25 protein-coding genes and 1 pseudogene are annotated in these 25,945 nt (G+C 67.2%); 16 read left to right on the top strand and 10 right to left on the bottom strand.

Features of this window, described 5'->3' with window-relative positions:
* Positions 1 to 68: 68 nt before the first annotated feature.
* The 3 genes from AC5Y7E_RS13220 to AC5Y7E_RS13210 all read left to right on the top strand — a co-directional run bounded on the left by AC5Y7E_RS13220 (position 69) and on the right by AC5Y7E_RS13210 (position 1,943).
* Positions 69 to 887, top strand: coding sequence for an IclR family transcriptional regulator (locus tag AC5Y7E_RS13220; RefSeq protein ID WP_499921126.1), 819 nt, complete (start codon positions 69 to 71; stop codon positions 885 to 887).
* Between the two features lie 92 nt (positions 888 to 979).
* Complete coding sequence (locus AC5Y7E_RS13215) at positions 980 to 1,327, top strand: hypothetical protein (protein WP_499949346.1); 348 nt, start codon at positions 980 to 982, stop codon at positions 1,325 to 1,327.
* The gene (locus AC5Y7E_RS13210; protein ID WP_499949344.1) at positions 1,320 to 1,943 is read left to right on the top strand and encodes a Dabb family protein; all 624 of its coding nucleotides are present in this window, start codon (positions 1,320 to 1,322) and stop codon (positions 1,941 to 1,943) included. The genes AC5Y7E_RS13215 and AC5Y7E_RS13210 overlap by 8 nt, the downstream gene beginning before the upstream one ends.
* A 6-nt stretch (positions 1,944 to 1,949) precedes the next feature.
* Here AC5Y7E_RS13210 and AC5Y7E_RS13205 read toward each other — a convergent pair whose 3' ends face one another.
* Together AC5Y7E_RS13205 and AC5Y7E_RS13200 are read right to left on the bottom strand one after the other, a co-directional pair.
* The gene (locus tag AC5Y7E_RS13205) at positions 1,950 to 2,837 is read right to left on the bottom strand and encodes an SDR family NAD(P)-dependent oxidoreductase (RefSeq protein ID WP_499949343.1); all 888 of its coding nucleotides are present in this window, start codon (positions 2,835 to 2,837) and stop codon (positions 1,950 to 1,952) included.
* The gene (locus AC5Y7E_RS13200) at positions 2,834 to 4,762 is read right to left on the bottom strand and encodes a flavin-containing monooxygenase (protein WP_499949341.1); all 1,929 of its coding nucleotides are present in this window, start codon (positions 4,760 to 4,762) and stop codon (positions 2,834 to 2,836) included. The genes AC5Y7E_RS13205 and AC5Y7E_RS13200 overlap by 4 nt, the downstream gene beginning before the upstream one ends.
* 100 nt (positions 4,763 to 4,862) lie before the next feature.
* Between AC5Y7E_RS13200 and AC5Y7E_RS13195 the strand changes: the two genes are divergently transcribed.
* The 6 genes and pseudogenes from AC5Y7E_RS13195 (at position 4,863) to AC5Y7E_RS13170 (ending at position 9,273) form a co-directional block, all read left to right on the top strand.
* On the top strand, positions 4,863 to 5,342 hold the full coding sequence (locus AC5Y7E_RS13195; RefSeq protein ID WP_499949340.1) for a nuclear transport factor 2 family protein: 480 nt from the start codon (positions 4,863 to 4,865) through the stop codon (positions 5,340 to 5,342).
* Between the two features lie 18 nt (positions 5,343 to 5,360).
* Positions 5,361 to 6,200: pseudogene (locus AC5Y7E_RS13190) on the top strand (SDR family NAD(P)-dependent oxidoreductase); the annotation flags it as partial.
* Positions 6,201 to 6,233: 33 nt separating this feature from the next.
* Positions 6,234 to 7,175, top strand: coding sequence for an alpha/beta hydrolase (locus tag AC5Y7E_RS13185; protein ID WP_499949506.1), 942 nt, complete (start codon positions 6,234 to 6,236; stop codon positions 7,173 to 7,175).
* Between the two features lie 111 nt (positions 7,176 to 7,286).
* Positions 7,287 to 8,363 carry a hypothetical protein gene (locus AC5Y7E_RS13180; RefSeq protein WP_499949338.1) on the top strand — a complete coding sequence of 359 codons (1,077 nt, stop codon included), beginning with the start codon at positions 7,287 to 7,289 and terminating at the stop codon, positions 8,361 to 8,363.
* Positions 8,360 to 8,929 carry a PaaI family thioesterase gene (locus AC5Y7E_RS13175; RefSeq protein WP_499949337.1) on the top strand — a complete coding sequence of 190 codons (570 nt, stop codon included), beginning with the start codon at positions 8,360 to 8,362 and terminating at the stop codon, positions 8,927 to 8,929. The genes AC5Y7E_RS13180 and AC5Y7E_RS13175 overlap by 4 nt, the downstream gene beginning before the upstream one ends.
* Positions 8,926 to 9,273 (top strand): DUF732 domain-containing protein, encoded by a 348-nt coding sequence (locus AC5Y7E_RS13170; RefSeq protein ID WP_499920983.1) that lies wholly within the window; start codon positions 8,926 to 8,928, stop codon positions 9,271 to 9,273. The genes AC5Y7E_RS13175 and AC5Y7E_RS13170 overlap by 4 nt, the downstream gene beginning before the upstream one ends.
* A gap of 10 nt (positions 9,274 to 9,283) precedes the next feature.
* On the opposite strand, the gene AC5Y7E_RS13165 is transcribed toward AC5Y7E_RS13170, so the two are convergent.
* Both AC5Y7E_RS13165 and AC5Y7E_RS13160 read right to left on the bottom strand, forming a co-directional pair.
* Positions 9,284 to 9,586: a ferredoxin gene (locus AC5Y7E_RS13165; protein ID WP_499949335.1), complete on the bottom strand. Its 303-nt coding sequence runs from the start codon at positions 9,584 to 9,586 to the stop codon at positions 9,284 to 9,286.
* The gene (locus AC5Y7E_RS13160) at positions 9,586 to 10,710 is read right to left on the bottom strand and encodes a 3-ketosteroid-9-alpha-monooxygenase, oxygenase component (RefSeq protein WP_499949334.1); all 1,125 of its coding nucleotides are present in this window, start codon (positions 10,708 to 10,710) and stop codon (positions 9,586 to 9,588) included. The genes AC5Y7E_RS13165 and AC5Y7E_RS13160 overlap by 1 nt, the downstream gene beginning before the upstream one ends.
* A gap of 102 nt (positions 10,711 to 10,812) precedes the next feature.
* Here AC5Y7E_RS13160 and AC5Y7E_RS13155 point away from each other — a divergent pair, with 102 nt between their 5' ends.
* Entirely contained in the window at positions 10,813 to 12,534 is a 1,722-nt protein-coding gene (locus AC5Y7E_RS13155; protein ID WP_499949333.1) for a 3-ketosteroid-delta-1-dehydrogenase, read from the top strand.
* Here the strand turns inward: AC5Y7E_RS13155 and AC5Y7E_RS13150 are convergent.
* Both AC5Y7E_RS13150 and AC5Y7E_RS13145 read right to left on the bottom strand, forming a co-directional pair.
* Positions 12,531 to 13,895 carry an HNH endonuclease signature motif containing protein gene (locus tag AC5Y7E_RS13150; protein ID WP_499949331.1) on the bottom strand — a complete coding sequence of 455 codons (1,365 nt, stop codon included), beginning with the start codon at positions 13,893 to 13,895 and terminating at the stop codon, positions 12,531 to 12,533. The two genes, AC5Y7E_RS13155 and AC5Y7E_RS13150, sit on opposite strands and share 4 nt — an antisense overlap.
* A 109-nt stretch (positions 13,896 to 14,004) precedes the next feature.
* Entirely contained in the window at positions 14,005 to 14,694 is a 690-nt protein-coding gene (locus AC5Y7E_RS13145; RefSeq protein ID WP_499949330.1) for a PadR family transcriptional regulator, read from the bottom strand.
* Positions 14,695 to 14,756: 62 nt separating this feature from the next.
* Here AC5Y7E_RS13145 and AC5Y7E_RS13140 point away from each other — a divergent pair, with 62 nt between their 5' ends.
* Positions 14,757 to 15,674 (top strand): TIGR03619 family F420-dependent LLM class oxidoreductase, encoded by a 918-nt coding sequence (locus AC5Y7E_RS13140; protein ID WP_499949329.1) that lies wholly within the window; start codon positions 14,757 to 14,759, stop codon positions 15,672 to 15,674.
* On the opposite strand, the gene AC5Y7E_RS13135 is transcribed toward AC5Y7E_RS13140, so the two are convergent.
* Positions 15,671 to 16,534, bottom strand: a complete 864-nt coding sequence (locus tag AC5Y7E_RS13135) for a hypothetical protein (protein WP_499949328.1) — start codon at positions 16,532 to 16,534, stop codon at positions 15,671 to 15,673. The genes AC5Y7E_RS13140 and AC5Y7E_RS13135 overlap by 4 nt on opposite strands.
* Before the next feature lie 19 nt (positions 16,535 to 16,553).
* On the opposite strand from AC5Y7E_RS13135, the gene AC5Y7E_RS13130 reads away from it, so the two are divergent.
* The 5 genes from AC5Y7E_RS13130 (at position 16,554) to AC5Y7E_RS13110 (ending at position 20,638) form a co-directional block, all read left to right on the top strand.
* On the top strand, positions 16,554 to 17,678 hold the full coding sequence (locus tag AC5Y7E_RS13130) for an FAD-dependent oxidoreductase (protein WP_499949326.1): 1,125 nt from the start codon (positions 16,554 to 16,556) through the stop codon (positions 17,676 to 17,678).
* Positions 17,675 to 18,961, top strand: coding sequence for an APC family permease (locus AC5Y7E_RS13125; protein WP_499949325.1), 1,287 nt, complete (start codon positions 17,675 to 17,677; stop codon positions 18,959 to 18,961). The genes AC5Y7E_RS13130 and AC5Y7E_RS13125 overlap by 4 nt, the downstream gene beginning before the upstream one ends.
* Entirely contained in the window at positions 18,961 to 19,458 is a 498-nt protein-coding gene (locus AC5Y7E_RS13120; protein WP_499920962.1) for a flavin reductase family protein, read from the top strand. The genes AC5Y7E_RS13125 and AC5Y7E_RS13120 overlap by 1 nt, the downstream gene beginning before the upstream one ends.
* Before the next feature lie 3 nt (positions 19,459 to 19,461).
* On the top strand, positions 19,462 to 20,178 hold the full coding sequence (locus AC5Y7E_RS13115; protein WP_499949323.1) for a pyrimidine reductase family protein: 717 nt from the start codon (positions 19,462 to 19,464) through the stop codon (positions 20,176 to 20,178).
* A 118-nt stretch (positions 20,179 to 20,296) separates the two neighbouring features.
* Positions 20,297 to 20,638 (top strand): hypothetical protein, encoded by a 342-nt coding sequence (locus tag AC5Y7E_RS13110; protein ID WP_499920958.1) that lies wholly within the window; start codon positions 20,297 to 20,299, stop codon positions 20,636 to 20,638.
* Positions 20,639 to 20,661: 23 nt separating this feature from the next.
* Here the strand turns inward: AC5Y7E_RS13110 and AC5Y7E_RS13105 are convergent, their stop codons facing one another.
* From AC5Y7E_RS13105 to AC5Y7E_RS13095, 3 genes are all read right to left on the bottom strand, one after another.
* Positions 20,662 to 22,146 carry an MFS transporter gene (locus AC5Y7E_RS13105; protein ID WP_499949322.1) on the bottom strand — a complete coding sequence of 495 codons (1,485 nt, stop codon included), beginning with the start codon at positions 22,144 to 22,146 and terminating at the stop codon, positions 20,662 to 20,664.
* Between the two features lie 90 nt (positions 22,147 to 22,236).
* The gene (ngg, locus tag AC5Y7E_RS13100) at positions 22,237 to 24,033 is read right to left on the bottom strand and encodes an N-acetylglutaminylglutamine synthetase (protein WP_499949321.1); all 1,797 of its coding nucleotides are present in this window, start codon (positions 24,031 to 24,033) and stop codon (positions 22,237 to 22,239) included.
* Entirely contained in the window at positions 24,030 to 25,835 is a 1,806-nt protein-coding gene (locus AC5Y7E_RS13095; protein ID WP_499949319.1) for an N-acetylglutaminylglutamine amidotransferase, read from the bottom strand. Before AC5Y7E_RS13095 ends, ngg begins: the two co-directional genes overlap by 4 nt.
* Positions 25,836 to 25,945 lie beyond the last annotated feature (110 nt).

Genomic DNA, 25,945 nt, shown 5'->3' with positions numbered 1-25,945 from the left:
GCGGTGTGGTACAACAGATATTCCTAATAGGAATATGCCAGCCAGATAGCTCTAGCCAGGAGGGCCGGATGCCAGTGACCGCGGAATCAGCCACACCCACGGCGGTCATCGACCGCATCTCGCTCGTCCTGGATGCCTTCGAGGGCCCCGGCCGGCTGACCCTGGCCCAGATCGTCCGGCGCACCGGGTTGCCGCGCTCGTCGGCGCACCGGATGCTCGAGCGCCTGGTGCAGCTGCGCTGGCTGCGCCGCAGCGGCCGCGACTACGAGTTGGGCATGCGACTGGTCGAGCTGGGCTCGCTGGCGGTGCATCAGGACCGCCTGGTGCGCGCCGCCGGTCCCCTGCTGGGCGAATTGCACCGCGCCACAGGGCTCGTCGTGCACCTCGCGGTTCTGGACGGGCCCGACGTGGTCTACCTCGACAAGGTCGGCGACTCGCCGCTGGCGCCGATACCCACGCGGGTGGGCAGCCGTCAGCCCGCGCACTGCACCGCCGTCGGCAAGGCGATCCTGGCTTACCGTGACGAGGATGCCCCGGTGGATCTGCGGGTGCGCAGAACGAAGTATTCGATCGCCACCGGCTCGCAGCTGGCCGTCGAGTTGTCCCGGGTGCGCGCGCACGGCGTCGCCTTCGAACGCGAGGAATCGCTGCCCGGATTCGGTTGCATCGCAGCGCCGATCGGCAGTCCGGGCGAGGCAGTCGCCGCGGTCTCGGTGTGCGGCCCGATGAAGCGCATGATGTTCGATCAGCGGTTGGCCGCCCCCGTCCGGATGACGGCGATGGGCATCTGGCGCAATGTCGAAGACGGCCCGCGGCGGGTTGCGCCAACCCTGCAACCATTGCGTCCTCTGCGTCCCGTGCCGCCGCGCGCCTTGCAGTACGCATGAAGCAGTACGCATGAACATCGTTCGTACACGGCGCCTCCCAATGGACGGGACTTACCGGTGTCCAACGCAAGACAGCGCCATACCCTTTGCATATGGCCAACGGTGAGATTTTCGTCATCGACCGTGTCGTCACGCGGCCCGGTTGTGCCAGGGAGTTCGTCGACACCTACCTCAACGAGTACGCGCCGGCCGCACGCGACCGCGGCATGACGCTGCGCAACATCTTGGTCAGCCCGCCGATCTGGTTCGACGATCAAGCCAACACCGTGACGGTCACCTGGTCACTGCCCAGCCTGCAGGCGTGGTGGGAGATGACGTGGCAGGGCCGGCCGGACCCGACTCTGGGGCCATGGTGGGAAGGCATCGGCGATCTCGTCGAGACGCGGGGGCGCAGTGTGGCCGCGGCGGCCACAGACGTCGATCGACTTTGCGATGTATAGCGTGACCCGGCTGCTCGACGTCGTCGAGCAGGATCGCGACCGGGTCCTGAGCGCTGTGCGCGCTGGTGCCGCACACACCGGGGCGCAATGCCAGCTCGTCGAGCCGACGCTGCCGGGTACACGCAACGGCGGCGACGTCCTGGTGCATTTGCGCTTCGGCGCCGAAGGCCAATGGCATTCCGCCGAGTCCGATTTCGCAGCCCTGTTCGAGGATCCCGCGATCACCGCCATCAACGGCGCCTGCTATTCGGGTGCGGCTTCGTGCAGCGGCGCGACCGGCACCGTCTATCGCGCACTGCTGCTGTGTGTGCGTCCCGGCACCGCCGCCGACACCATCGCGCGCTTCGAAGACGAGCTGCGCTTAATGCCGCGGTATGTCAAGACGATCACCGCCTGGCAGCTGAGCCGTGTCGAGCAAGCGATCGGGATTCAGGAGTGGACCCACGTGTTCGAGCAGGAATTCACCGACGTCGAAGGGCTGATGGGCCCGTACCTGATGCATCCGATCCACTGGGCGGTCGTGGACCGCTGGTTCGATCCCGAGTGCCCCGAGGTCATCGTCCGGAACCCGGTGTGCCACAGCTTCTGCGCGATCACCGACCCGGTGCTGAGCTGAATCCCGCTAAACCCCCGCAGGCAGGATGTGCGGATTGGCCGTCGTCGGTGGCCGCAGCGCAGGTAGCTCACTTTTGCCGTCCAGAGTGCGAACTCGCAACCGCTGCGACCACGGATAGTGCAGGCTGAAGGCGACCAATCCGGTGCGCTCAGCCGCAGGAAGATGACACATCGCCAGCACGGTCTCGGCCAGGTATTCCACGGGTTCGGTAGGAAACGAGTCGGGAATCAACTGGGCCGCACCGGGTGTCCGCACCGCCGTCGATGGGCCCACACAATTGACCGCGATGTTGGCGTCGAGCAGTTCCGCCGCGACACCCTGCGTAAAGCGGTGCAACGCGGCCTTCACGGACCCGTAGACCACGTCGCCCGACGTCTTGTTGTAGTCGCGGTACGGCCTCACCGGCGCCACCCCGGTCACCGACCCGATGTTGACGATCCAGCCCGCGCCTTGCTTGCGCATATGGGGCACTGCGGCTTTCGTCAGGACGAAAGGCGTGCGCAGGTAGTGCTCCACGGTACGGTCGAATGTCTCCAGACTCATCTTTTCGATCACCGAGTAGTCGGCGAAGCCCGCATTATTGACCAGGATGTCGATACGGCCGGTGCGGTCGAGCACCCGGTCGATCAGACCGGCACGGGCGCCGTCGTCTTCGAGGTCGACCGCCAGCCCGAACGCCGAGCCTCCGGCGTCCTCGATCAGGGCGATCGTCTCATCGATCGTTCCGGGCAGTACCGTAGCGAACCCCGCCCGGGTGGATTGCGAGGGTGTGTGGTTTCGCGCCGTCACCGCGACCGTGGCGCCCTCGGCGGCCAGTCGCTGCGCGATCGCCCGGCCGATCCCGCGGCTACTGCCCGTCACCAAAGCCGTTCTACCGGCGAGTAATTCGGTCATCGAAACTCGAAATGCTCTTCGATCGGCGCTCGGTGTTCATGCCAGAGGTCGACCAGCCGGTACGGAGTCGCCACCACGACGCGCCCCGAGCCGGACCGGTAATAGGTGTGCGCATTCGGGGTGTGGCACCACACCGTGCCGGCCATGGCCTCGTCGATGGCGGCCACATAGTCGTCGTAGGCCTGTTGTGTGACCTCCATCGTCGTCGCGCCGCGCAGCGCCATCAGTTGCAGGCATTCGATGATGTAGTGCGACAGCACTTCCATCGAGAAATTGGCGCCGGCTCCGTGACCGGGACTGTAGTTCGGGGCTGAGTTGATGAACAGGTTGGGAAAGCCAGGCACGGTGCCGCCGCGGTAGGCACGGGGGCTGTCACCCCACTCGTCGGTGAGCTTGCGCCCGCCGCGGCCGCGAATATCGACGGTGGACAAGAAATCAAGGTGATAACCGGTGGCATAGATGATCACGTCGAGATCGATCTGCCTACCGTCTTGCGTGACAATGCCTTTGGCGTTGACCGCGGCCGGCTCGCTGGCTTCCACCTCGACATGCTCACGGGTCAGAGCCTGGTAGTAACCACCCGGGTCACGGATGATTCGCTTGCCGTAGGGGGCAAAATCCGGCGTCACCTTCTTCGCCAGCTCAGTTCCCGAACCAAAGGTTGCGTGGATGTAGTCCAGACACATACGCAAAAGCACGTCGTTCGCGGGCGAGATGGATAGATGCGTTTCCGCCCACTCCGGGTCACGTAGGATCACCGGATAGTTGTTGTCCGCCGTGCCCCAATAGGACTTCAGCCTGTGCCACTTGGCGTAATGCGGAAGGTGACGGCCGAGATAGCGGCGGTACTCGGGCACGTCGTCGGTCAGTCGCCTGCGCGGCGCCACCCAGTGCGGCTGGCGCTGAAACACGGTGAGGTGCTCGACTTGGTCCACGCAGGCGTCAACGATCTGCACCGCCGTGCAGCCGGCACCGATGATCGCCACCCGCTTGCCCGTGAGGTCTAGCGATGTGTCCCACCGCGCGGAGTGAACGCTGGTGCCCGCGAACGCCTCCCGGCCCGGTAGGTCCGGCCACCGCGGCCTGTTGAGGTAGCCAGCGGCGGTGATGACCACCCGCGAGTGAGTGACGTCATGGTTACCGTCGCGGTCGACCGAGTGGACCTGCCAATGGGCGCGGTGCTCATCCCACCACAGGGCCGTCACCTCGGTGCCGAATCGTATGTGCTCACGCAGTCCGTGCTTGTCGGCCAGTGCAACGAGATAGGCCTGGTACTCGGCTCCCTGCGGATAGTAGCTCGTCCATTCGGGATTCACCTCGCGCGACAACGAGTAGTACGCCGAGGGGGTGTCGACCCCGATGCCGGGGTAGGTCGTGGTCAACCATGTTCCCCCGACTTCGTCGTTGCGATCGATGATCTCGTAGTCGACCCCGGCTTCGGCGGCCGCCAGCGCAGCGATGATGCCGGCGATCCCCGCACCGATGATGACCACGTTCGTCGATTCGGGGATCGGCACTCGTTGCGGCAGCGTCGGCCGCGCGAGTCGAAAGCCGCCCTGCTCGAACAGCAGTGGAACGAACTCGTCGTCCACCTCCGAGCCCAACGCCAGCGGAAGCAAGCGCCTGAACAGTTCGGGATCATCGACGGGCGGTGCACTCGCTCGCCGACTTTCGGCCAGGGCGGCAACCAGCGCGCTCACCAATTCCTCCGTCGTGTCGTCGTCGGTGACGCCGGCCCGCTCCGGGGGATCCGGGACGTGGGAAATCTTCGGCCCGAACTTCTCGATCACCGAGGAGTCGCCGGTCAGCTGAGTCAGGACTGCGACCAGCACGCCGGGGTCGGCCTGGCCAAGGTTCGCCCGCAGCTCCTCGAGATCGAGCGTGGCCGAACCGGGCGGCGCCGTCGATTCAGTGGCGGAGGTCATGGCAATGAGTATCGGAGAATGTAAGCCGGTTGGGCGGGCCGTGTTCCACTGACCGGGCAGTCCGGTGTCTGCATGGCCTCACCCGGAGTTGACTGATGCCATGAGCAACGACATCACGCTGTCGGACCTGCAGGAGTTCATCGCCGGTTTTTGGTACCACTACGACGAGGCACACTACGACGAACTGGCGGCACGCTACGCCGAGAACGTGCGCTACGTGACCCGAAGCGATTCGGGCACAAGCCCATTCGAGGAACTGATGTCGCCCGAGTTGCACGGCCGCGGCGCCGTCATGGAATGGCTGTCGGAGCATCGCAACCAAAGTCCGTACCCGCTGCGCCACCACGCCACCAACGTGCACCGCACGGGTACCGAGGGTGACATCACCCACGCGCGGTTCTATATCTTCGTCAATCAGACCGCGAACTTCGTACCGTTTGCCGTGTCCAGCGGCGTGGCGAAGGTCGGCGTGCGCCGCGGCGCCGACGGGCTGGAGTTCACCGAGATGGATATTGTTCTCGACACCACCGATTCGGTCCCGCTGTCTGAGCACTCCGCCCGCAGTGCCGCCGTGTCGTAACCGGTGAACGCCCACGAAATGTTCTCCGGCGGCGTCGCGGTCATCACCGGCGCCGGCGCCGGCATCGGTGCCGGCCTGGCGCGACACGCCAGCAGGTTGGGGATGACGGTGGTGCTGGCCGACGTCGACGCCGATGCCATTGCCGCGCTGCGCGACGAGCTGTGCGCCGCGGGGGGCTCGGCGCTCGACGTGGTGTGCGACGTTCGCGATCACGACGCGATGCAGGCGCTGGCAGAAATGACCTACCGTGACGTCGGTGCGGTGCGGCTACTGGTGAACAACGCTGGCGTCGAACAATTCGGCTATCTCTGGGACACGCCCCTCGCCAACTGGCAGCGCGTGATCGACATCAACATCAGCGGCGTCTTCCACGGTGTGCGGGCCTTCCTGCCCAGAATGATGGCCACCGCCGAGCAGGCGTGGGTGTGGAACCTGTCGTCGGTGGGCGCGGTGGTGTCGATTCCGTTGCAGGCGCCGTACATCGTGAGTAAGCACGCGGTGCTGGCATTGACCGAATGCCTGCATCTTGAGGTTCAATCCGCCGGGCACGACCATCACATCCACGTCCAGGCCGTGCTGCCGGGCGCGGTGGTGTCCAACATCTTCGAGTCGGCGGGCGGGGTCGACGGCGACGACGCGAGCGGCCGCGCCGCGGCAGAATCTCAGCGCTCGGCGATGCTCGACATCAAGGCCGATGCCATGGATCCACTCGCGGCCGCCGAAGTGGTGTTCGGGCAGGCCGCCGAAGGGCGGTTCTATCTGCTCACTCAACCCGAATTCGTGGGCAATGCGATGCTCGAACGAGCCAATGTGCTTGCGGCACAGCGGCCACCGACGCTGAGCACCGAACGCCGCTTTCATCCCACCCAAGAGCTTCCATCCCGCACAAGAATGAGCGTGCCGCCCCTTGACCCCGACGCCGCTGCCAGGGTGGCGTCCCTAGGCCCCGTCGCGCCGATGCGGCAACGAGGCCTTGCGATGGTGCGCGATTCCCTCGAATCAATGCCACTGCCACCGATGCCCGACATGGCCGAGGTGACCGACCACGCGATCACCGCCCCTGATGGCGAGCTCGCAGTGCGCGTCTACCGGCCGACCCGAGACCTCGATGCGCCGGCATTGGTCTATTTCCACGGCGGTGGCATGGTGCTGGGGTCCAACCATTCCTTCGAGCCGCTGGCCCGCAATCTCGCCCAGGCGTCCGGTGCAACCATCGTCGCCGTCGAATACCGCCTCGCCCCCGAAGCCCCACCGCCAGCACAGTTCGACGACGCGTTCCACGCGACCGCCTGGGTCGCCGCGAACGCCACCGAATTGCGGCTGGACCCAACCCGAATCGGGGTGATCGGCGACAGCGCGGGTGGCGCGCTGGCCGCGGCCGTCGCCCTGGCTGCCCGTGATCGAGGCGGTCCGCCATTGTTCTGCCAGGTGTTGTTGTACCCGGGCCTGGATCGAGACATGACGGTGCCGTCGCTCGCGACGCTGGACTCGGCGCCCATGCTGAGCCTCGACGACATCCATTACATGCACGAACTCGCGGATGCGGGAACCGGTCCGCCCGATCATCCCTATCTCGTGCCGGCGTATGCCACCGACCTGTCCCACCTCCCACCGGCGATCGTGGCGACCGCTTCCGTCGATCCGATCCGCGACTGGGGAGAACGGTACGCGGAGCGGTTGCGGGATGCCGGCGTGCAGACCACCGTCACTCGTTATCCCGGTGTGTATCACGGCTTTCTGATGCGTTCGGAAACTGTGGCGCGGGCCGGCCTCGCGCTGGCCGAGATCGGCGCGCTGCTCAGGGCGAAATTCGCGCATCCGCTCCCCTTTTGACGTCCGGTTTGCAACTTCCTCCCGATCACCGGACATGGGTGACCCGTCGCCGTGCCAATCCGACCAAGATCGACAGCAACCCGATCGAGCGCCACGCCGAAGGAGACCTCGATGCTGACCGACGAGCGGCGGACAGAGTTGTCCGACATCCTGCGCCCCGCCGCACCGCCCCGAGAAATCGCGGACGTCTACACCGATGATCAGCGGGAACGACTCCTTGACGTCGTGCGCACCGAGGGGCCATGGAAGCTGATCATCGCGCAACACTTCGCGTCCGCCGACGAACTGATCGCCACCATGAGCGGCGCCTTCCCCGAGGGGTTCACGCCGTCGCTGGACCTCTTCCTGACCCCGACGTTCCGCGGCTACCTGGCCAATCACGGCGCGGTGCTCTACCCTCAGCTGCACGACTGCTTCTACAACGCGCGATTCCTGGAGCTGGCCAAAGAATATTGGAACGCCGAGTACGCCAAACCACAGCTGATGCTGTTCAACATCAACGGACCGTGCGCCAATCGCGATCCGGGACACCTGGATTCGCCGAGCTTCCGCGGCGTGCGGCACGAGAACGCGCCGACCTGGCTCACCAGCGTCATGGGCAAGTCCGGCCTCTTCACGGATTACCTGATCAAGATGGCCCAGGTCATCACCTGGTTTTCGCTGGATGGCAGTAGTGGCTTCACCTACTGGCCCGACGGGCCGCTCAGGGCTCCCAAGCGAGTCCTGCCGCCGATCTACAACCGCGGCGTCGTCGTGCAGAACGAGATGATGGTGCACCGCGGCGAAGCGAACGGCCCTCTACAGCAACAGATTCCGCCCGGATTGGCGTTCGACACCGTGTTCACCGGCGACCCTGACGACCGCGATCACTGGCTGCTGAAGAACGGTGAGCACGTCATCGCGCGCCACCACACCGACGAGCTGCGCTTCCTGGTGCACTGGTCGGCCGAGGTGTTCGCCGACTTCGACGAGCTGAAGAAGAACATGGAGGGTTCCGACGACCTGACCGTCGAGCGGGCCATCGACATGATGGTCGACGACCTCAAAACCAGAGGGATCAGGCTCGACATTCCCAGTGAACCGCTGCACGACGCGGCCTTCATCGGCGCGCTCAACGCCGCTTACGACCTGGGCGGACCCGCCGTTTACCCCGAGGAGGCGCCGATCAGCGCCTTCGCGCTCGCATGATCGATATCCGCGAACAGCTCACGCAGTCGGTGCGACGACTGATCGATGTCACGATTCGCAGCGAGGCCGACGACGCCGCCGTGGCGCGTGCTCTGGCTCTGGTCGACCAAACCGTCGAGTTGTTGAGCACGCGACTGCTGCCTGGGTCGTTTGGTGTGCGCACGAATTCCGAAGGTGCAAATATCGTTTGGGGAAATGTGGCCGTCGGGCTGCGTAACGCAATCGCCCCGCCCCTAATCATCGAGCACGACGAGGCGGGCGGCGTGCGTGCCGACGTTCACCTCGGCGCCGGCTACGAGGGACCGCCCGGACATGTGCACGGTGGAATGTGCGCACTGATCTTGGATCATGTGTTAGGTGCGACGGCTCATCGGCCCGGTAAACCGGCCTACACCGGCACCATCACCGTGCGCTACCTGCGTCCCACCCGATTGGGCGCGCTGCGAGCCGAGGCCCGGGTGGAGCGGATCGACGGTAGCAAGACGTATGCGACCGGCCACCTCAGAAACGCCGACGGCGTCACGGTTGAAGCCGAGGGCGTATTCATCACACCGCGGTACCGATGACCTTTCGTCACTGCGATAGGCGTTGTGCCCGCCTGCTTCTCACCGCGGGGGCCACATCCGTCGCCCTGCTGGCGGCGGCGCCGGTCGCCCATGCCGACACCACCGACCAGAGATTTCTGGCGGCCCTGGAGGAACAGGGCATCATCGACCAATCTTCGGCCGGACACGCGATCGAAGCCGCTCAATACGTCTGCGCTCGGCTCGACGCCGGCGATACGCCCCTGCAGGTGATGCACGAAGTGCTGGCCAGCAGCGGTTTGCCCGAGTTTCACACCGGTTTCTTCGTCGCCCAGAGCATCTACTCGTACTGCCCCCGTCACACGGATGAGATCCCGCGGGGATAGGCGATCCTAATTACTCTGGTGCGCAATGGGTTTCGTCGACCACAGCCAAATCTCCGCGGCGCACCGCGTCCACGATCGACGCGCTCAGCGCCGAACACGCGATGAAGACGCCCCGGCTGCCCGGTGTGGCTATCTTGCGCGCGTCGGCGCGTTCGACACACCGTTGCGTCGCATCGGCGTTCCACTGCACGCTGGTCTGATTCCAGCTGCTCTTGCGGGCCAGCACCCGCGCACCACAATTAGTGCACACCACCGGCACCATCGGCATCTCGTCGAGCCGATTGTCCGCTCGCACGGGCGATCTCAGCGTCATCAGGCCCGGGCCGCCATGTTGGCCTCGACCTCTTTCATCCACGCCTCGTAGGGCCGGGTGGTGTCGAGCTCGAATTCGAAGCGGTCCACCATGTCCGGTTGCACGTCGGCGGCGTCGACGTAGAACTGCTGATACCAGCGCCGTAACTGGTAAACGGGGCCGTCTTCCTCGACCAGCAGCGGGTTGTCGATGCGGGCCTTGTGCCGCCAGATCTCGACGTCTTGCTCGAAACCGAGCTTGACGTAGTCGCCGAGTTTGACCGCCGTCTGTATCGCCTCGTCCGAAGGCATCGTCTCCGACTTCTTCACGATGATGCCGTATTGCAGCACAAAGGAATTCGCATCGATTGGATAGTGGCAATTGATGAGAATCGTCTTGGCGTCGCCGTGCTCGTAGTGATACGTCAGGTCGTCGATCATGAAGGACGGACCATAGTAGGACGCCACCGACGTGTTGCCCAGCATCTGTGCGCCTTCGGTGCCGCCCATGTCCGGACGGCCTTCGCCGTTCATGTATTGCGTCGCGACGTGCCCCTCGAAGATGTTCTTGAAGTAGGTGGGCAACGCGCCGTGGATGTAGTAGAAGTGCGCCATATCCACCACGTTGTCGATGATTTCGCGGCAGTTGCTTCCCACGACGGTGGTGTACCAGTGCCAGTCGGTCCACTGGTCGCTGGTGGCGCCCTCGATGCGCGGGATCGTCACCTCCGGCGGTGGCGGTTTACCCTCCGGATCGTTCCACACGAACAACATGCCGTCCTGCTCCAGCGTGATCCACGCTCGGGTGCGGGCCAGTTTGGGCGCGCGCCGGCTGTACGGCACCTGCTTGCAGCGCCCGTCGCCGCCCCAGCGCCAGTCGTGGAACGGGCAGGCGATCTCGTTGCCCTTGACCTCGCCCTGGGACAGGTCGCCGCCCATGTGCCGGCAGTATCCGTCCAGCACGCTGATGTTCCCGTCCCCGCTGCGGAAGACGACGAGTTTCTGCCCGAAGGCGTTGATCGCGTGGGGCTTGCCGTCACCGAAATCCCTGGTCAGCCCCAGGCAGTGCCATCCGCGGGCGAACCGCGTCGGCGCGGCCTGCGCTTCGATGAACCGAATTTCGTCAGCCTCGGTCTGCGACGTCATGAGCCCGATTTAACTCCCCCGGACCGCGCCGCGGGACCCCCTTGTTCCACTCATCAGGACGGAGCTTCCGGTGGCTTCCCTCCTCGACCTACCGTTGCGGACGTGACGACGCACAGCGCGACGATTCCCGCCGGACTTTCTATGGCCGACGCGTGCGTCGACCTGCTCGTCGTCGGCTCGGGCACCGGCATGGCCGCGGCGCTGGCGGCCCACGAATCGGGATTGTCGGTGCTGATCGTGGAGAAGTCGTCGTACGTGGGCGGCTCGACCGCCCGGTCCGGCGGCGCGCTGTGGCTGCCGGCCAGCCCGGTGCTGGCCGAAGCGCACGCCGGAGACACCGCCGAACGCGCCGGCGCCTACCTGGATGCGGTGGTCGGCGGGTCGGCGCCCGCGCAACGGTCGGCGGCGTTCGTGGCGAACGTGTCCGCGACGGTGGATATGCTGCGCCGCGCGACGCCGCTGCGGTTGTTCTGGGCCCGCGACTATTCCGACTACCACCCCGAGGAGCCGGGCGGCAGCCCCGCCGGGCGAACCTGTGAGTGCCGCCCGTTCGACACCTCCCTGCTGGGCGAGTACCGCACGAGGTTGGAGCCCGGCCTGATGGAGGTCACCGTCCCGATGCCGACGACGGGCGCCGATTACCGGTGGATGAATCTGGTGGCCCGCATGCCGCGCAAGGGAATTCCGGTCTACGGCAAGCGCCTGGCGCAGGGCTTGGCCGGCCGTATGGTGGGCCGGCGTTACGCCGCGGGCGGTCAGGGCCTGATGGCCGGGCTGTTCACCGGGGTGCTGCGCGCCGGCATCCCGGTGTGGACCGGCACAACGCTCGCGCGCCTCGCCGGCGATGGCGACCGCGTGACCGGCGCCGTCGTCGAGCACGACGGCCGCGAGGTGACGATCACCGCGCGGCGGGGCGTGGTGCTGGCGACCGGTGGTTTCGACCACCGCATGGACATGCGGTGGAAATTCCAGTCGGAATCGTTGGGCGCCAACCTCAGTCTCGGTGCCGCCGCCAACACCGGCGACGGAATCCGAGCGGGCCAGGAAATCGGCGCAGACATCGACCTGATGGATCAGGCGTGGTGGTTCCCCGCCGTCGCGCCGCTGCCCGGCAAGGCGCCGGCGGTGATGTTGGCCGAGCGGTCACTGCCGGGCTGTCTGATCGTGGATCAGAACGGCCGCCGGTTCGCCAACGAAGCGGCGGATTACATGTCCTTCGGTCAGCGGTTGCTCGAGCTGGAGCGGGCCGGCAGCCCGGTCGAGGCGATGTGGATCATCTTCGACCAGCAGTACCGCAACAGTTATGTCTTTGGCGCCGAACTCTTTCCGCGGATGCGCATCCCGCAGACGTGGTATGACGCCGGGATCGCGGTGCGGGCCGACAGTTTGACCGATCTGGGCGCACGAATCGGCGTGGACGTGTCGGAGTTTTTTGCGACGATGACACGCTTCAATCAAAACGCCGCTGCCGGTGAGGATCCCGACTTCGGCCGGGGCCGCAGCGCCTACGATCGCTATTACGGTGACCCGACCATCAAGCCCAACCCCAACCTGCGCCCGTTGGTCAACGGCCCGTTCTACGCGGTGAAAATGGTGCTGTCCGATCTGGGCACCTGCGGCGGGCTGAAGACGGACGAGCGTGCGCGGGTGCTGCGCGAAGACGGCCGCGCGATCGGCGGGCTGTACGCGATCGGCAACACCGCCGCCAACGCGTTCGGGACGACGTATCCGGGCGCGGGAGCGACGATCGCGCAGGGGCTGGTGTACGGCTACATCGCGGCGCGGGATGCGGCGAGCGCGGCGGGTCGCCGCCATCAGCACTAGCCGTCTTCGTCGTCTCCGTCGCGCAGCAGCTTCTCGGGGTGATGAAAGGTGTTGGTGCGGGGTTGTCCGCGTTCGAGCTCGGGTGGTGGCTTCCACTCTGTATCGCCTTGGGCGTTTTTGCGGGTGGTCCAGCCGCCGGGGCGTAGCAGGCGGTGGTGGGGTCCGCAGGCGAAGGTGAGGTCGTTGACGTCGGTGGTGTGGCACTTGGCGTAGTCGGTGACGTGGTGAACTTCGCAGTAGTAGCCGGGCACGGTGCAGCCCGGGGAGCTGCACCCGCGGTCCTTGGCGTACAACACGATTCGCTGCCCAGGTGAGGCCAGGCGTTTGGTGTGATAGAGCGACAGCGCCTTGCCTTTGTCGAAGATCGCCAAGTAATGATGGGCGTGACGGGCCAGGCGGATCACGTCGCTCATCGGCAGGATGGCGCCTCCACCGGTCAACCCGCGCCCCGCGGCGGATTCCAGCTCGGCCAGCGTCGTGGTCACGACGATGGACGCCGGTAACCCGTTGTGCTGCCCCAACTCTCCGGAGGCCAGCATGGCGCGCAGGGCAGCCAGCAGCCCGTCGTGGTTGCGCTGGGCCGCCGATCGCGGATCACGCTCGATGGCCTCTTGGGTGGGCGCGCCGTCGACGCATGGGGTGTCGTCGAGGGGATTGCACATGCCCGGGGCGGCGAGTTTGGCCAAGACGGCTTCGAACGTGGCGCGCGCCTCGGGGGTGAGCCAGCCGCGCAACGCCGACATGCCGTCGGCTTGCTGCTTGCCCAGCGTCACGCCCCGCTGCCGAGCCCGGTCCTCGTCGGTGAAGGTGCCATCTGGGTTGAGGCAATCGGCCAGGACATCGGCCAGCTTTCCGAGCTGCTCGGGCCGATACCGGGTTCCCTCCATGGCGAGTTTGGCCTCGGCCTGCTCGCGGGTCGCCGTGTCCACCCAGCCGGGCAGGGCGCGGTGAAACTTACGAATCACCGCGACCTGACCTGCGCCCAGCGTGCCTTCGCGTTGGGCGGCCGCGGTGGCGGCCAGCACTGGGTCCAGCGGTTCGCCGGTCAGGCCGTGTCGCGGGCCCAGATCGCGCGCCTCTTTGATGCGACGGGAGGCTTCGGTGCGGCTGATCAGTGTCGCCTCGGCGAGGGCATGGACCACTGTGCCGCCCAGCTCCACCGACGGTGCTTGGCGGACAAGGGAATTGATCAGCGGATGCTCGACGGCCGGGATGCGCCGGCGCTGCTTTTCGCAGCGCCGCAACACCGCCAGCTGCTGCTGCGGGCTGAGCGCGTCGAAGTTCAGCGCGCAGGCTCGATCCCAGGCGGCATCGAGCGCGTCGAACACCGCATCGACATCCTGCTGATCGCTCGAACCCATACCCCGAAACTAGCCGTAGCCACCGACAAGAAGCGGCGGCCAGGGGCCACTGAAACGCAAGTGATGCAAGGGATTTCGTGGGGGGACTAACCGGTCGCCACCGTCAGCACTAATCCGCTTCGCGCTTGGCCTGAACTTGCTTTTCGACCTCACGCCAATACCCCGGCGTCGGGCGTGGCTTGCCCAAACCACCCTTCGCGGCCTTCTGCAGGACCGCGTCGGCCTCGTCGATCTCCTTGATCATCTCCAGCGCGAACTCGCGTTCGGCGGCGTAGTACTTGGCCGCCCAGCGCAGCGCGAGCACCGAGTACGCCCACGCGGGCTCCGCCTCCGCTCCCTCGGCGTCCTCGACGGCCTTGCGGTGCCTTGATTCGGCGTACGCCACGTGCTCCTGCAGCAATTCTTTGAGCTTAGCCGGGTTACTCAGGTGGCCGAACGTAACCCGCAGCAGCACAGAGTGTTTGAGCACCGGGGGGTCGACGGGCGCGTCGTTGGTCCACGCGGTGACGGCGTCCATGCCTGCCGGCGTGACCTTGTAGAGCCGGCGGCTGCGGGTACCCTCGTCGCGTTCGACACGCGATGTCACCAATCCCAGCGACTCCAGCTTCTTCAACTCGGTGTAGATCTGGCTGTACGAGGGACTCCAGTAATAGAGGTCGACGCTCCAGTCGATCCACTTCTTGAGGTCGTAGCCCGAGACTTCCTCTTCGTACGACATCATGCCCAGCAGCGCCCAACTGGTGGCGGCGAGGGTCGCGTTGGTCAGCTTTTGGCTGGCAGGGTCCGTTTCGGAGTCCATGTTGCCAGGTTAGCAACACCGCCCCCTAGATTGGAGGACATGGACCGCTGGCTGGGACGCCCGTGAAATTCGCCTTCCCCGTTCCGCACCTGCTGCGCCTCAAGGCGATTACGCAGCCCTGGGAGGCCGCCGTCAGCGGGCCAGAACAGCGCCGCATGATGCAATGCGCCGACCGGTGGGGCTACGACATGATCGCGGTGCCCGAGCATTTCGTCATTCCCACCGATCACGTCGAGTTGTCCGGGCCGCACTATCTACACTCGACGACCGCGCAGGCCTTCATCGCCGGCGCCACCGAGCAGGTGGCCATCAACTCGTGCGTCACCATCTTGCCTCTGCAGCACCCCATCGTGCTGGCCAAAGCGCTGGCCACCGCGGACTGGATGAGCGGGGGCCGGATGATGGTGACGTTCGGAGTCGGGTGGCTGGCCCGCGAGTTCGAACTGCTCTCGGTGCCCTTCGGGGAGCGGGGCCGCATCGCCGACGAATACCTGGCGGCCATCGTCGAATTGTGGACCAGCGACACGCCGCGATTCGAAGGTCGATACGTGTCGTTCGCCGACATTGCCTTCGAGCCGAAACCCGTTCAGAAGCCCCATCTTCCGATCTGGATCGGCGGTGACGCGGACGCCGCGCTGCGCCGGGCGGCCACTTTCGGCTCCGGGTGGTGGCCGTTTCTCACGCCACCCGAACAGATCGCTCAGAAGCTCGACTACATCAAGTCTCAAAGCGCTTACGACGGACGGCAATTCGAGGTGATGCACGGGCTGGGCACCAACCGGGTCGGCGAAGGACACGTCGCGCGCCGCGCGACCGACCGGCCGGGCATGAGCGCCGCACACATCGTTGACCGGTTGAACTGGCTCGCCGAGCAGGGCGTGACCGTGACCGCGGTTCCCGTCCCGGCCGTCGGAGGCGTGGACGAATACCTCGATTACGCGCAGTGGGTGATCGAAGAGATCAAACCCCAGGTGTCCTAGCGGATCTGCAACCCGCGCCTGCGCACCCAATACACCGCGGCGACGCTACCGACGATCCACACGGTGACGGCGATGGCAAGGTGGACAAAGCTTTTCGTTTCACGCCCGAACACCGGCCAGATCAGGGCGGGCGCCTGCTTCCACAACACGCGGTGCTCCACGCCGTTCATCGGATCGGCCACGTAGTACAGCGCATAGGGCAGTGTCAGGGCCAGCACCCAACTGAGGGTGCGGCGCAAATCGCCGCGTTGGCGCCAGCGCCGGATCAGCGGCTCGGTGCTGACCGGGTGCAGCACCGAGATGAGGTTGCCGACACCTAGCCAGGACACGATGGGCACCGCGACGGTGGGGATCGTAATGCCCAGCCGCCCAGGCGTTTCCAACCACAGCGTCAACGCAACCGCGGCGGCCAGGGTGGGCAGCCCGACGATCGCGAGCAGGGCGAGGTTCTTGATCAGCAGAATCCTCCAGAACGCGACCCCGCCCGATAAGCCCCGAATGATCCGGTAATGGTCGGCGCCCAAGAAATTGGTGGTGGTGACATCGGCCAGGACCCACGAGGAGAAGTAGGTGCCCACCAGGATCACCCAATCGTGGTGACGGCCGAGAGTTAGCGGCTGCACCAGCAACCAGCCGGCGGCGAAGATCACGTTGGCCACCACACCCATCAGCCAGGTGCGCGGCGCGGTGAACGACCACCGGATTTCGGCGATGACCGCCGAAATCAAGCCCTTGTCGAAGTCGGCGGCGGCGCGCCGGGCCGCGGCGGGTCGAGGCGCCGACGCACGCACCGCGGCCCGCAGCGCGCGGCCCAGCCGTGGGCGCGGAACAACCGGGGACTCCCCCAGACCGCCGACCATGCAGGGCAGGATAGCGGGGATGAACCGTAAGCGTGTCATCGTCGCCGGGCTCGGGGACGCGGGCGTCCTCGCGGCGATTCGGCTGTCCCGCCATGCCGACGTCGTCGGCATCTCGGCCAAACCCGCGCTGGTGAGCGGCCAGGAGCTCGGCGTCCGGCTCTCGCGCCCGCACGACTGGGCCCGCGATTACTGGATCCCGTTCGACCGGTTCCGCCGCCTCGACGGCGTTCGCACCGTGCAGGCCACGCTGACCGGACTGGACCTGGCCGCCCACACCGTCTTCGGCCGAACCGAGGACGGCGCGACCCTCACCGAGGCGTACGACGCGCTGATCATCTCGACCGGAGTCAGCAACGGATTTTGGCGCCAGCCGACGTTGCAGTCGGCCGACGACATCGGCGCGGGACTGCGCTCCGCGCACGACCGGCTGGCCGCCGCCGCATCGGTGGTCGTGGTGGGTGGCGGGGCGGCGGCGGTCAGCAGCGCCCTCAACATGGCAACCACGTGGCCGGACAAGCGGATCGACCTGTACTTCCCCGGCGAGTCGGCTCTCGAGGGGCACCATCCACGGATATGGCAGCGCATCCGCGACCGGCTGACTCGGCTGGGCGTCGGCGTGCATCCCGGACACCGCGCGGTGGTGGCCGACGGGTTCGCCGGCGACGAACTCACCAGCGGGCCCGTCCACTGGAGCACCGGGCAACCCCCGGCCGACGCCGACGCGGTGCTGTGGGCGATCGGGCGGGTGCGGCCCAACACCGGCTGGCTGCCGGCGGAATTGCTCGATGAGCGTGGGTTCGTGCGCGTCACCCCGGAGCTGCGCGTCCCCGGCCACCGGGGTGTGTTCGCGGTCGGCGACGTCGCGGCGACCGATCCCTTGCGCAGCTCCGCCCGTAACCGCGGCGACGCCCTGGTGGCGCGCAATGTCCTCGCCGACTTCGCCGGCCGGCCGCTACGGGCCTTCCGGGCGCCGACACGGCGGTGGGGTTCGCTGGTGGGCATCCAACCCAACGGGCTGGAGGTCTTCCTGCCCACCGGCCACGCCTTCCGCTTCCCGTCCTGGTCGGTCGAGCGCGTGGTGATGCCGTGGATCGTGCGCTGGGGCATGTATCGCGGGGTGCGCCGGAACGACCCACTCGGGTGAGCACCCCTCCCGCCGGCGGCGAATTGCGCCGCAGCCTAGGGGTTTTCGATGCGGTGGCGATCGGCCTCGGCTCGATGATCGGCGCAGGGATCTTCGCGGCGCTGGGACCCGCGGCGCGTGCCGCAGGCTCGGGACTGCTGCTGGGCCTCGCGTTGGCCGCGGTGGTCGCCTACTGCAACGCCACCTCGTCGGCGCGGCTCGCGGCGCGCTACCCCGCGTCGGGCGGCACCTATGTCTATGGCCGAAAACGGTTGGGAGACTTCTGGGGATACCTGGCCGGGTGGGGCTTCGTCGTCGGCAAGACCGCGTCATGCGCGGCGATGGCCTTGACCGTCGGCCTCTACGTCTGGCCCGCGCAGGCGCATGCGGTGGCCGTCGCGGCGGTGATCGCACTGACCGCGGTGAACTACGCCGGCGTGCAGAAGTCGGCCTGGCTGACCCGCATCATCGTCGCCGCGGTGCTCGCCGTGCTGGCGGCGGCGTGCGTCGCCGCGCTCGCTTCCCCGGCCGCCGACGCCGATCGACTCCGCCCGACCGGCACGACGACCGGTGGGGTTGTTCAGGCGGCGGGTCTACTGTTCTTCGCGTTCGCCGGCTATGCGCGCATCGCGACGCTGGGCGAGGAGGTGCGCGACCCGTCCCGCGTCATTCCACGGGCGATACCGCTGGCGCTCACCGTCACCCTGGCCGTTTACGTAGTCGTCGCCGTGGCCACACTCTCGGCGCTGGGGCCGAACCGTCTCGCACAGAGCGCCGCCCCCCTGGTCGAAACGGCCCGGGCCGCGGGCACGGCCTGGCTGGTCCCCCTCGTCCAGGTAGGCGCGGTGGTCGCGGCGGTGGGCTCCCTGCTCGCGCTGATTCTGGGCGTCTCGCGCACCACGCTGGCCATGGCCCGGGACCGCCACCTCCCCCACGCGCTGGCCGCCGTGCACCCACGGTTCCGGGTGCCCCACCGCGCGGAATTGCTGATCGGCGTCGTGGTCGCGATTCTGGCCGCTACCACCGACCTTCGCGACGCCATCGGATTTTCGTCGTTCGCCGTGCTGATCTACTACGCCGTCGCCAACGCCTCCGCGTTCACGCTCGGGCCCGATGAGGGCCGCCCGCACCGCGTCATTCCGGTGATCGGGTTGCTCGGCTGCACGGTGCTGGCTTTCGCGATGCCGCTGCCGTCCGTAATTTCCGGTGTGGCGATTCTGGGCATCGGCGTCGCCGCCTATCTGATTCGCCGCTTCATCACCCACACGATTCCTCGGGGGTCCGCACGGGGAAGACTGAGCTGATGTCCGACCCCGCGACCGAAGCGTTCGACAAGTTGGTGGCGCTGCTGAACTATCCGATGTTCGTCGTCACCACGCAGGCCCACGACACCCCGGCCGGTTGCCTGGTGGGCTTCGCCAGCCAGACCAGCATTCACCCGCCCCGATTCCTGGTCGGGCTGTCCCGGCGCAACCACACCTTCCGCGTCGCCCGTGCCGCCTCCCACCTGGCGGTGCACGTTTTCGGCCACGAGAACCTGGACGTGGTGGAGCTCTTCGGCGGCCAGACCAGCGACAAGGTCGACAAGTTCGACCGGTGTTCCTGGCATCGCGGTCCCGAAGAGATGCCCATCCTCGACGACGCCGCCGCGTGGTTCGTCGGCGAGATCGTCGAACGATTCTCACTGGGTGACCATGTCGGGCACCTGCTCGCACCGGTGGCCGGCAGCCCACCCCAGGAACTCGAGACCTGGGTGTCCTTCGGCGACGTGCACGAGCTGGAACCCGGCCACGAGGCCTAGCGCGTGAGCGAGTCGCCCCGGATCAGCGCCGTTCCCAGCATCATTGAGCTCGCGCCCTTCTACGCCGATCGCCCGGACGGTGTGCGGGCCAACATGATCTTCAGCGCCGACGGCGCCGCCGCGTTCGGTGGTCGCGCGGGTCCGCTGTCGTGTCCCACCGATCAACGGCTATTGAGAATCCTGCGCGGCCTGGCCGACGTCGTGCTGGTCGGCGCAGGCACCGCCCGCGCCGAAAACTACGGCCCGGTGACCCTCAGCGACGCGGCGCGCGCCACGCGGCACCACGAAGGACGAACCGAACCGCCCCCGATCGCGGTGGTGAGCCGCAGCGGTGAACTTCCGGCCCGGCTGTTCAGCAACCCGGACCAGCCGCCGATCCTGGTGACCTGCGCGAGCACCGTCGCACGACAAGACCTCGACGAAGACCGGCGCCACATCGTGGTCGCCGGAGACGAGTCGGTAGACGTCTCGCGAGCGGTCGCGATACTGCGCGAGCAGGGAATGCATCGCATCCTGTGCGAAGGCGGACCGACGCTGCTCGACGAGTTGGTGGAAGCCGACGCCGTCACCGAAATCTGCGTGACGCTCGCCCCCAAACTGGCTGCGAGTCAGCCGGTGGGCCACCGACTGCGCCCGGCACAACTGCCCGCCCCGGTCACCATGAGCCTCGAGCACGCGCTGTTCTGCGAGGGCTATCTGTATCTGAGATATTGCCGCTGACCCCAGGCCGCGCTCAACATGCAGCAGGCGACGCCTCTTCCTATGATGAAAATGCCCGCTTTGAAACCCGATCGCTGCGCGCGACCGTCCCCGCAATCAGAAGAGGATCACCGCCCCGGTGAGCAGTTCAGCCGACGACCACGATTACCGTAATCTGGCGGTGAATCGACTGCGCCCCAGTGAAATTCACTGGGCACTGAACCACGACTCGGTGCACGGGATCGCCTACGCGTTCAAGAATCCCGTCGCTGTCGCGGACTCCCTCGAGGATCCCGACGACGACCGCAAGACCTACCTGGTGCGGGTCAAGCGCGACGACCTGGCCAACGCGCTGGAAAAAATCAATGAATGGATCTTCGACCATCCCGGCCCGGCCGGGATGCAGGCGTACGGATTCGTCCGGGCGCTGTCCCGGGAGGGGCTCACCGAACGCGCCACCGGCGATGACGACAACCGCTGATCCCGCACCGGTAGCACAGCGGCCTAGTCGGTAGCCGGCTCCGAACCCTCTTGGCGTTCAGCGTCTTCCACGGTCAGCGGCAATGCGAGTTCCTCGAGCGGGCGCTGCTCGGCGGCGATGCCGAGCCACAGTTCGACCAGGCCGGCCGCGGCCATCACGACCGCCCCGATGAGGAAGGACCAGACAACCTCGCTGCGCATGCCCGAGTTGATCAGCTGACCGAACAGCAATGGGCCGGTGATACCGCCGATCGCCGTGCCCATCGCGTAGAAGAACGCGATCGCCAGCGCCCTGGTCTCCATCGGGAAGATCTCGCTGACCGTCAGGTACGCCGCGCTGGCACCCGCCGACGCCAGGAAGAACGCGACGATCAGCAGGCCGATGAAGGCCCAGACGCCGCCGGTCTGGGTGACAAAGACCAACGCCAGCGCCACCACCGCCACGCCGGAGCCGATGTAGGTCAGCGTGATCATCGGCTTGCGGCCGACGGTGTCGAACAGGTGCCCGAGCACCAGCGGTCCGGCGAAATTGCTGAGGGCCCACAGCACGAAGAACACCGGCACCATGCCCGACGGCACGTCGTAGAACTGGCTGAGCAGTGTGCCGAGGTTGAACGTGACGCCGTTGTAGAGGAACGCCTGCCCGATGAACAGCGCCAGTCCGAGGATCGCGCGGCGTGGGTACAGCTTGAACGCCACGGCGGCGATCTCCCGGAACGAAATCGCCGTGCGCTGCCGGATCCGCAGCGCCTTGCCCTGCGGTTCGGGCAGCGGTTCGCCCGTCTCGTGCGCGACCGCGGCTTCGATGTCGCCGACGATCTGCTCCGCCTCGTCGTCGCGGCCGTGGATGAACAGCCACCTGGGGCTCTCCGGGACGTTGCGCCGCACCAGCAGCACGAAGATGCCGAGGATGGCGCCGATGCCGAAGGCGAGCCGCCAGCCGATGTCGGGCGGGAAGTGCGACGTGTCCAGCAGGATCAGCGCGCCACCCGCGCCGGCGGCCGAACCCAGCCAATAGGTTCCGTTGATGATCAGGTCGACGCGACCGCGCACTCGCGCGGGAATCAGCTCGTCGATGGCCGAATTGATGGCGGCGTATTCGCCGCCGATGCCGGAGCCGGTGAAGAAACGGGTCAGGAAGAAATACCACGGGGCGAAGGCGAACGCGGTGGCGACCGTGGCCACCAAATAGATGGCCAGGGTGATGATGAAGAGGTTTCGCCGGCCGAACCGATCGGTCAGGTGGCCGAAGAACAGCGCCCCCGAGCACGCCCCGGCGATGTAGATCGCGGCCGCCATGCCGATCTGCGCGGCGTTCAGCGCGATGCCGCTGTTGTGTTCCATGAGCCGGGCCGACACGTTGCCGACCATGGTGACCTCGAGCCCGTCGAGCACCCACACCCCGCCCAGGCCCACGACGACGCGCCAGTGAAACCGCGACCACGGCAGCCGGTCCAGCCGCGCGGGCACATGCGTCGAGATGGTTTTGGTTTGCGCGCTCGCACTCATGCGGTCTCCGTTCTGGTGTGACAGAGGATTTACCCACCCGAGCCCGTCGTTAGCCCTCGGCCGGGTACCGCACCTGCGCCGCCGCGGGCGTCAGCCACGCTCGGAGCGGGACTCCTCGGGAGTCCAGGCCTGCGGCTGGCCGGGGTGGCCGGGGAAGAGGAAGTCGATGAAGGCCGCGGCCGTCGGCTGGGGCTCGTGGTTGGCCAGCCCCGGGCGCTCGTTGGCCTCGATGAAGGCGTACTCGGCGCCTGTGACGTCGGGCACCAGTAAGTCGATGCCGGTCACCGGGATGCCGATCGCTTCGGCCGCCGTCACCGCGACTCGGCACAGCTCGCTGTTCACGTGCGCGGTCACGTCGTGGATGGTGCCGCCCTGATGCAGGTTGGCGGTGCGCCGAACCCGCAGCCGAGTCCCCTGCGGCAGCACGTCGTCCAGCTGCCAGCCGGCTTCGACGATCGTCGACTCGGTGAGGTCGTCGAGCGGGATGCGGGACTCACCGCCGGTGGCCGCAGAGCGCCGCCGACTCTCGGCGGCGATCAAATCCCGCACGCTGTGCTCGCCCGTGCCGATGATCTCCGGGGGCATCCGCAGCGCGGCGGCGACGACGCGTCCGTCGATCACCACGAGGCGAAGGTCGTCGCCGGTGACCCGCTGCTCGATCAGCACGTCCGGGTAGTGCTGGCGGGCCCGCGCCAGCGCCGAGCTGAGGTCGTCGGGCCCGTTGTCCGGGACAACCCCGACCGTGATCCCCTTGCCCTGCTCGCCACGCGTCGGTTTGACGACGACCTCGCCGACCTCCTTGAGGAACGCGAAATCGCTCTCATCGAACGTGGCCAGTCGCGCGCGGGGCACGGTGATGCCCGCCTCGGCGACCAGACGCCGCGTCAGCCGCTTGTCGTCGCAGCGGCACATGGCCACCGCGGAGGTGTACTCGGACAGGGATTCACGGGTGAGCACGCTGCGGCCGCCGTGGGTCAGGCGCATCTCGCCGGTCTCGGCGTCGAGCACCTCGACCCAGATCCCGCGCCGCAGCGCTTCGTCGGCGATGATGCGGGCGTACGGATTGAGGTCGTCGATGGTCTCGGGCGGCGGACTGAACAGTGGCTCGTTGATCGCGTTCTTGCGCTTGATCGCCAGCACCGGGACGCGACGGAAACCCAGCTTCTCGTACAGGCCGATGGCGGCGGCATTGTCGTGCGCCACCGACAGATCCATGTAGGCCCGGCCCTCGCTGCGGAAGTGTTCGGCCAGCGCCTTGGTGAGGGCGCCACCCACCCCGGGCAGCCCCGCTGCCGGATCCACCGCCAGGGTCCACAGGCTCGATCCCTCTTCCGGGTCGTTGAACAGCAGCTCGTGGTCGACGCCGGTAACGGTGCCGACGACCGCGCCGTCCTCGTCGCGCACCGCCAGCAGGTACTTCACCGCGGGCAGGTGTTGATGGTTGTGCCAGATCACGTCGACGCCGGCCGGGACCATGCCGCAGCGCACGTAGACGCGATTCATGGCGTCGGCATCGATCGGGTCGTTGAGGGTGCGGACCGTGACGCCAAGCGGCGGTGGCGCAAGGTTTTTCGTCGTCGGGGTGAAGCGCAGCCGGTAGGTGTGGCTGGGGTCGATGAACAGCTCGGTGGGCGCCTCGGCGACCACGACGTGGGATTCGCGGGCGTAGATGCAGATGTCGCGGCGCCCGGGACCCTCGCGGCGCAGCGCTTCGACCAGTTCCTGCGAATTGGCGAAGGTCTGCCCGAAAATCAGCCGGCCCCAACCCAATTCGAGCTCGACGTCCTTGGCCATCGCGTCGACCAGCTCGGGTGGCGACGCGTCGTGCAGGCCGAGGGTGATCGCCTCGGTGTGGTCGTGGCCGCCGGACGGATCGGCCATGGTCATGCGACCGGGCCGGTGACACCGTGGCGCTGCAACCACAGCTCGAGCAGGGCGATCTGCCAGAGCTCGTTGCCGCGCAGCGGGGTCAGCTTGCCGTTGGGGTTGGCCAGTAATGCGTCGACCGCGTCGGTGTTGAACAGGCCGCGTTCCTTGGCGGTGGGTGCGTAGAGGGCGTCGCGGACCATGTCGAGGTAGGGCCCTTCGAGGTGGGTCAGCGCCGGGACCGGGAAGTAGCCCTTGGGGCGATCGATGACCTCGGACGGAATCACCCGTCGCGCAGCCTGTTTCAGGACGCCCTTGCCTTCGTGGGCGATCTTCAGTTCCGGCGGGCAGGTCGCTGCCAGCTCGACCAACTCGTGGTCGAGGAACGGCACCCGGCCTTCCAACCCCCACGCCATCGTCATGTTGTCGACCCGCTTCACCGGGTCATCGATCAGCATCACCGTGGTGTCGAGCCGCAGCGCGCGGTCGATACCGGTCTCGGCGCCGGCCTGGGCGAAATGCTCGGTGACGAATCGCAGGCTCGGGTCGTCGGGCGCGACGATGCCCGATCCGACCAGGGCTGAGACCCCGGCGGTGTCGCGGTCGAAGAAGGCGCCGCGATATTGCGCGACGGCACCGTCCAGGGTCGCCGCGGCGGGCTCGCCCATCGGCGGGTACCAGTGGTAGCCGGCGAACACCTCGTCGGCGCCCTGGCCGGACTGCACGACCTTGACGTGCCGCGCCACTTCCTGACTGAGCAGGTAGAAGGCGACGCAGTCGTGGCTGACCATCGGCTCGCTCATCGCGCCGATGGCACCGTCGAGCGCGGGCAGCATCCGGTCGGTCTCGATGCGGATCTGGTGGTGGTCGGTCTCGAAGCGCTTGGCCACGATGTCGGAGTACTGGAACTCGTCACCCTTGACGCCGCCCGCCGACTCGAAACCGATGGAGAAGGTCGACAACCCGTGCTGGCCGGCCTCGGCGAGCAGACCCACGATCAGGCTGGAGTCCACGCCGCCGGACAGCAGGCAACCGACCGGCACGTCGGCGACCAGGCGGCGCTTGACCGCCAGCCGCAGCGTGGACAGCACGGCGTCTTCCCAGTCGCGCTCCGACCAGCCGGCGCGGTCGGCGTGGCGGGTGAAGTCGGGCGCCCAGTAGGTGGTGACGGTGCGCTTGCCGTCGGGCTCGATGGCGACCAGCGATGCCGGCGGCACCTTGCGGACGCCGCGCAGGATGGTGTTCGGCGCGGGCACCACCGAGTGGAAGCTCATGTAGTGGTGCAGGGCGACCGGATCGATGCGGGTGTCCACGCCGCCGCCGGCCAACAGGGCGGGCAGCGTGGACGCGAACCGGACCCGATGGCCGTCCTCGGTCAGGTACAGCGGCTTGATGCCGAGTCGGTCCCGCCCCAGCAGCACCCGCCCGCTGTCGCGTTCGACGATGGCGAAGGCGAACATGCCGAACAGATGGCTCACGAAATCGTCGCCCCACCGGTGGTAGGCCTTGATCAGAACTTCGGTGTCGCTGTGCGAGAAGAAGCGGTAGCCGTACCCGCTGAGTTCTTGCCGCAACTCCTTGTAGTTGTAGATGCAGCCGTTCCAGGCCAGGGACAGCCCCAGCTCCGAGTCGACCATCGGCTGGGCGCCGGCTTCGGTCAGGTCGATGATTTTGAGGCGACGGTGGCCGAGCGCCACCCGGCCCTGCGACCAGGCGCCGCCTGTATCCGGGCCCCGTGGCGTCAGCACGGCGGCCATCGCTGAGACCGCCGCTACGTCGGGCGCTTGCCCGTCGAGCCGTACCTCCCCGGTGACTCCGCACACGCCTTCGACCCTACCGTTGCCCGAATGGAATCGCCCAGACGGCCGCTGTCACATGCGTCGGCTCGCCGGTTGCCGGCCAATGGGTAATCGGTGATTCCCGGCCGTCACCA

This window comes from Mycobacterium sp. NGS17, from assembly GCF_059813205.1.
This window is presented reverse-complemented; position numbering and strand designations above follow the sequence as displayed.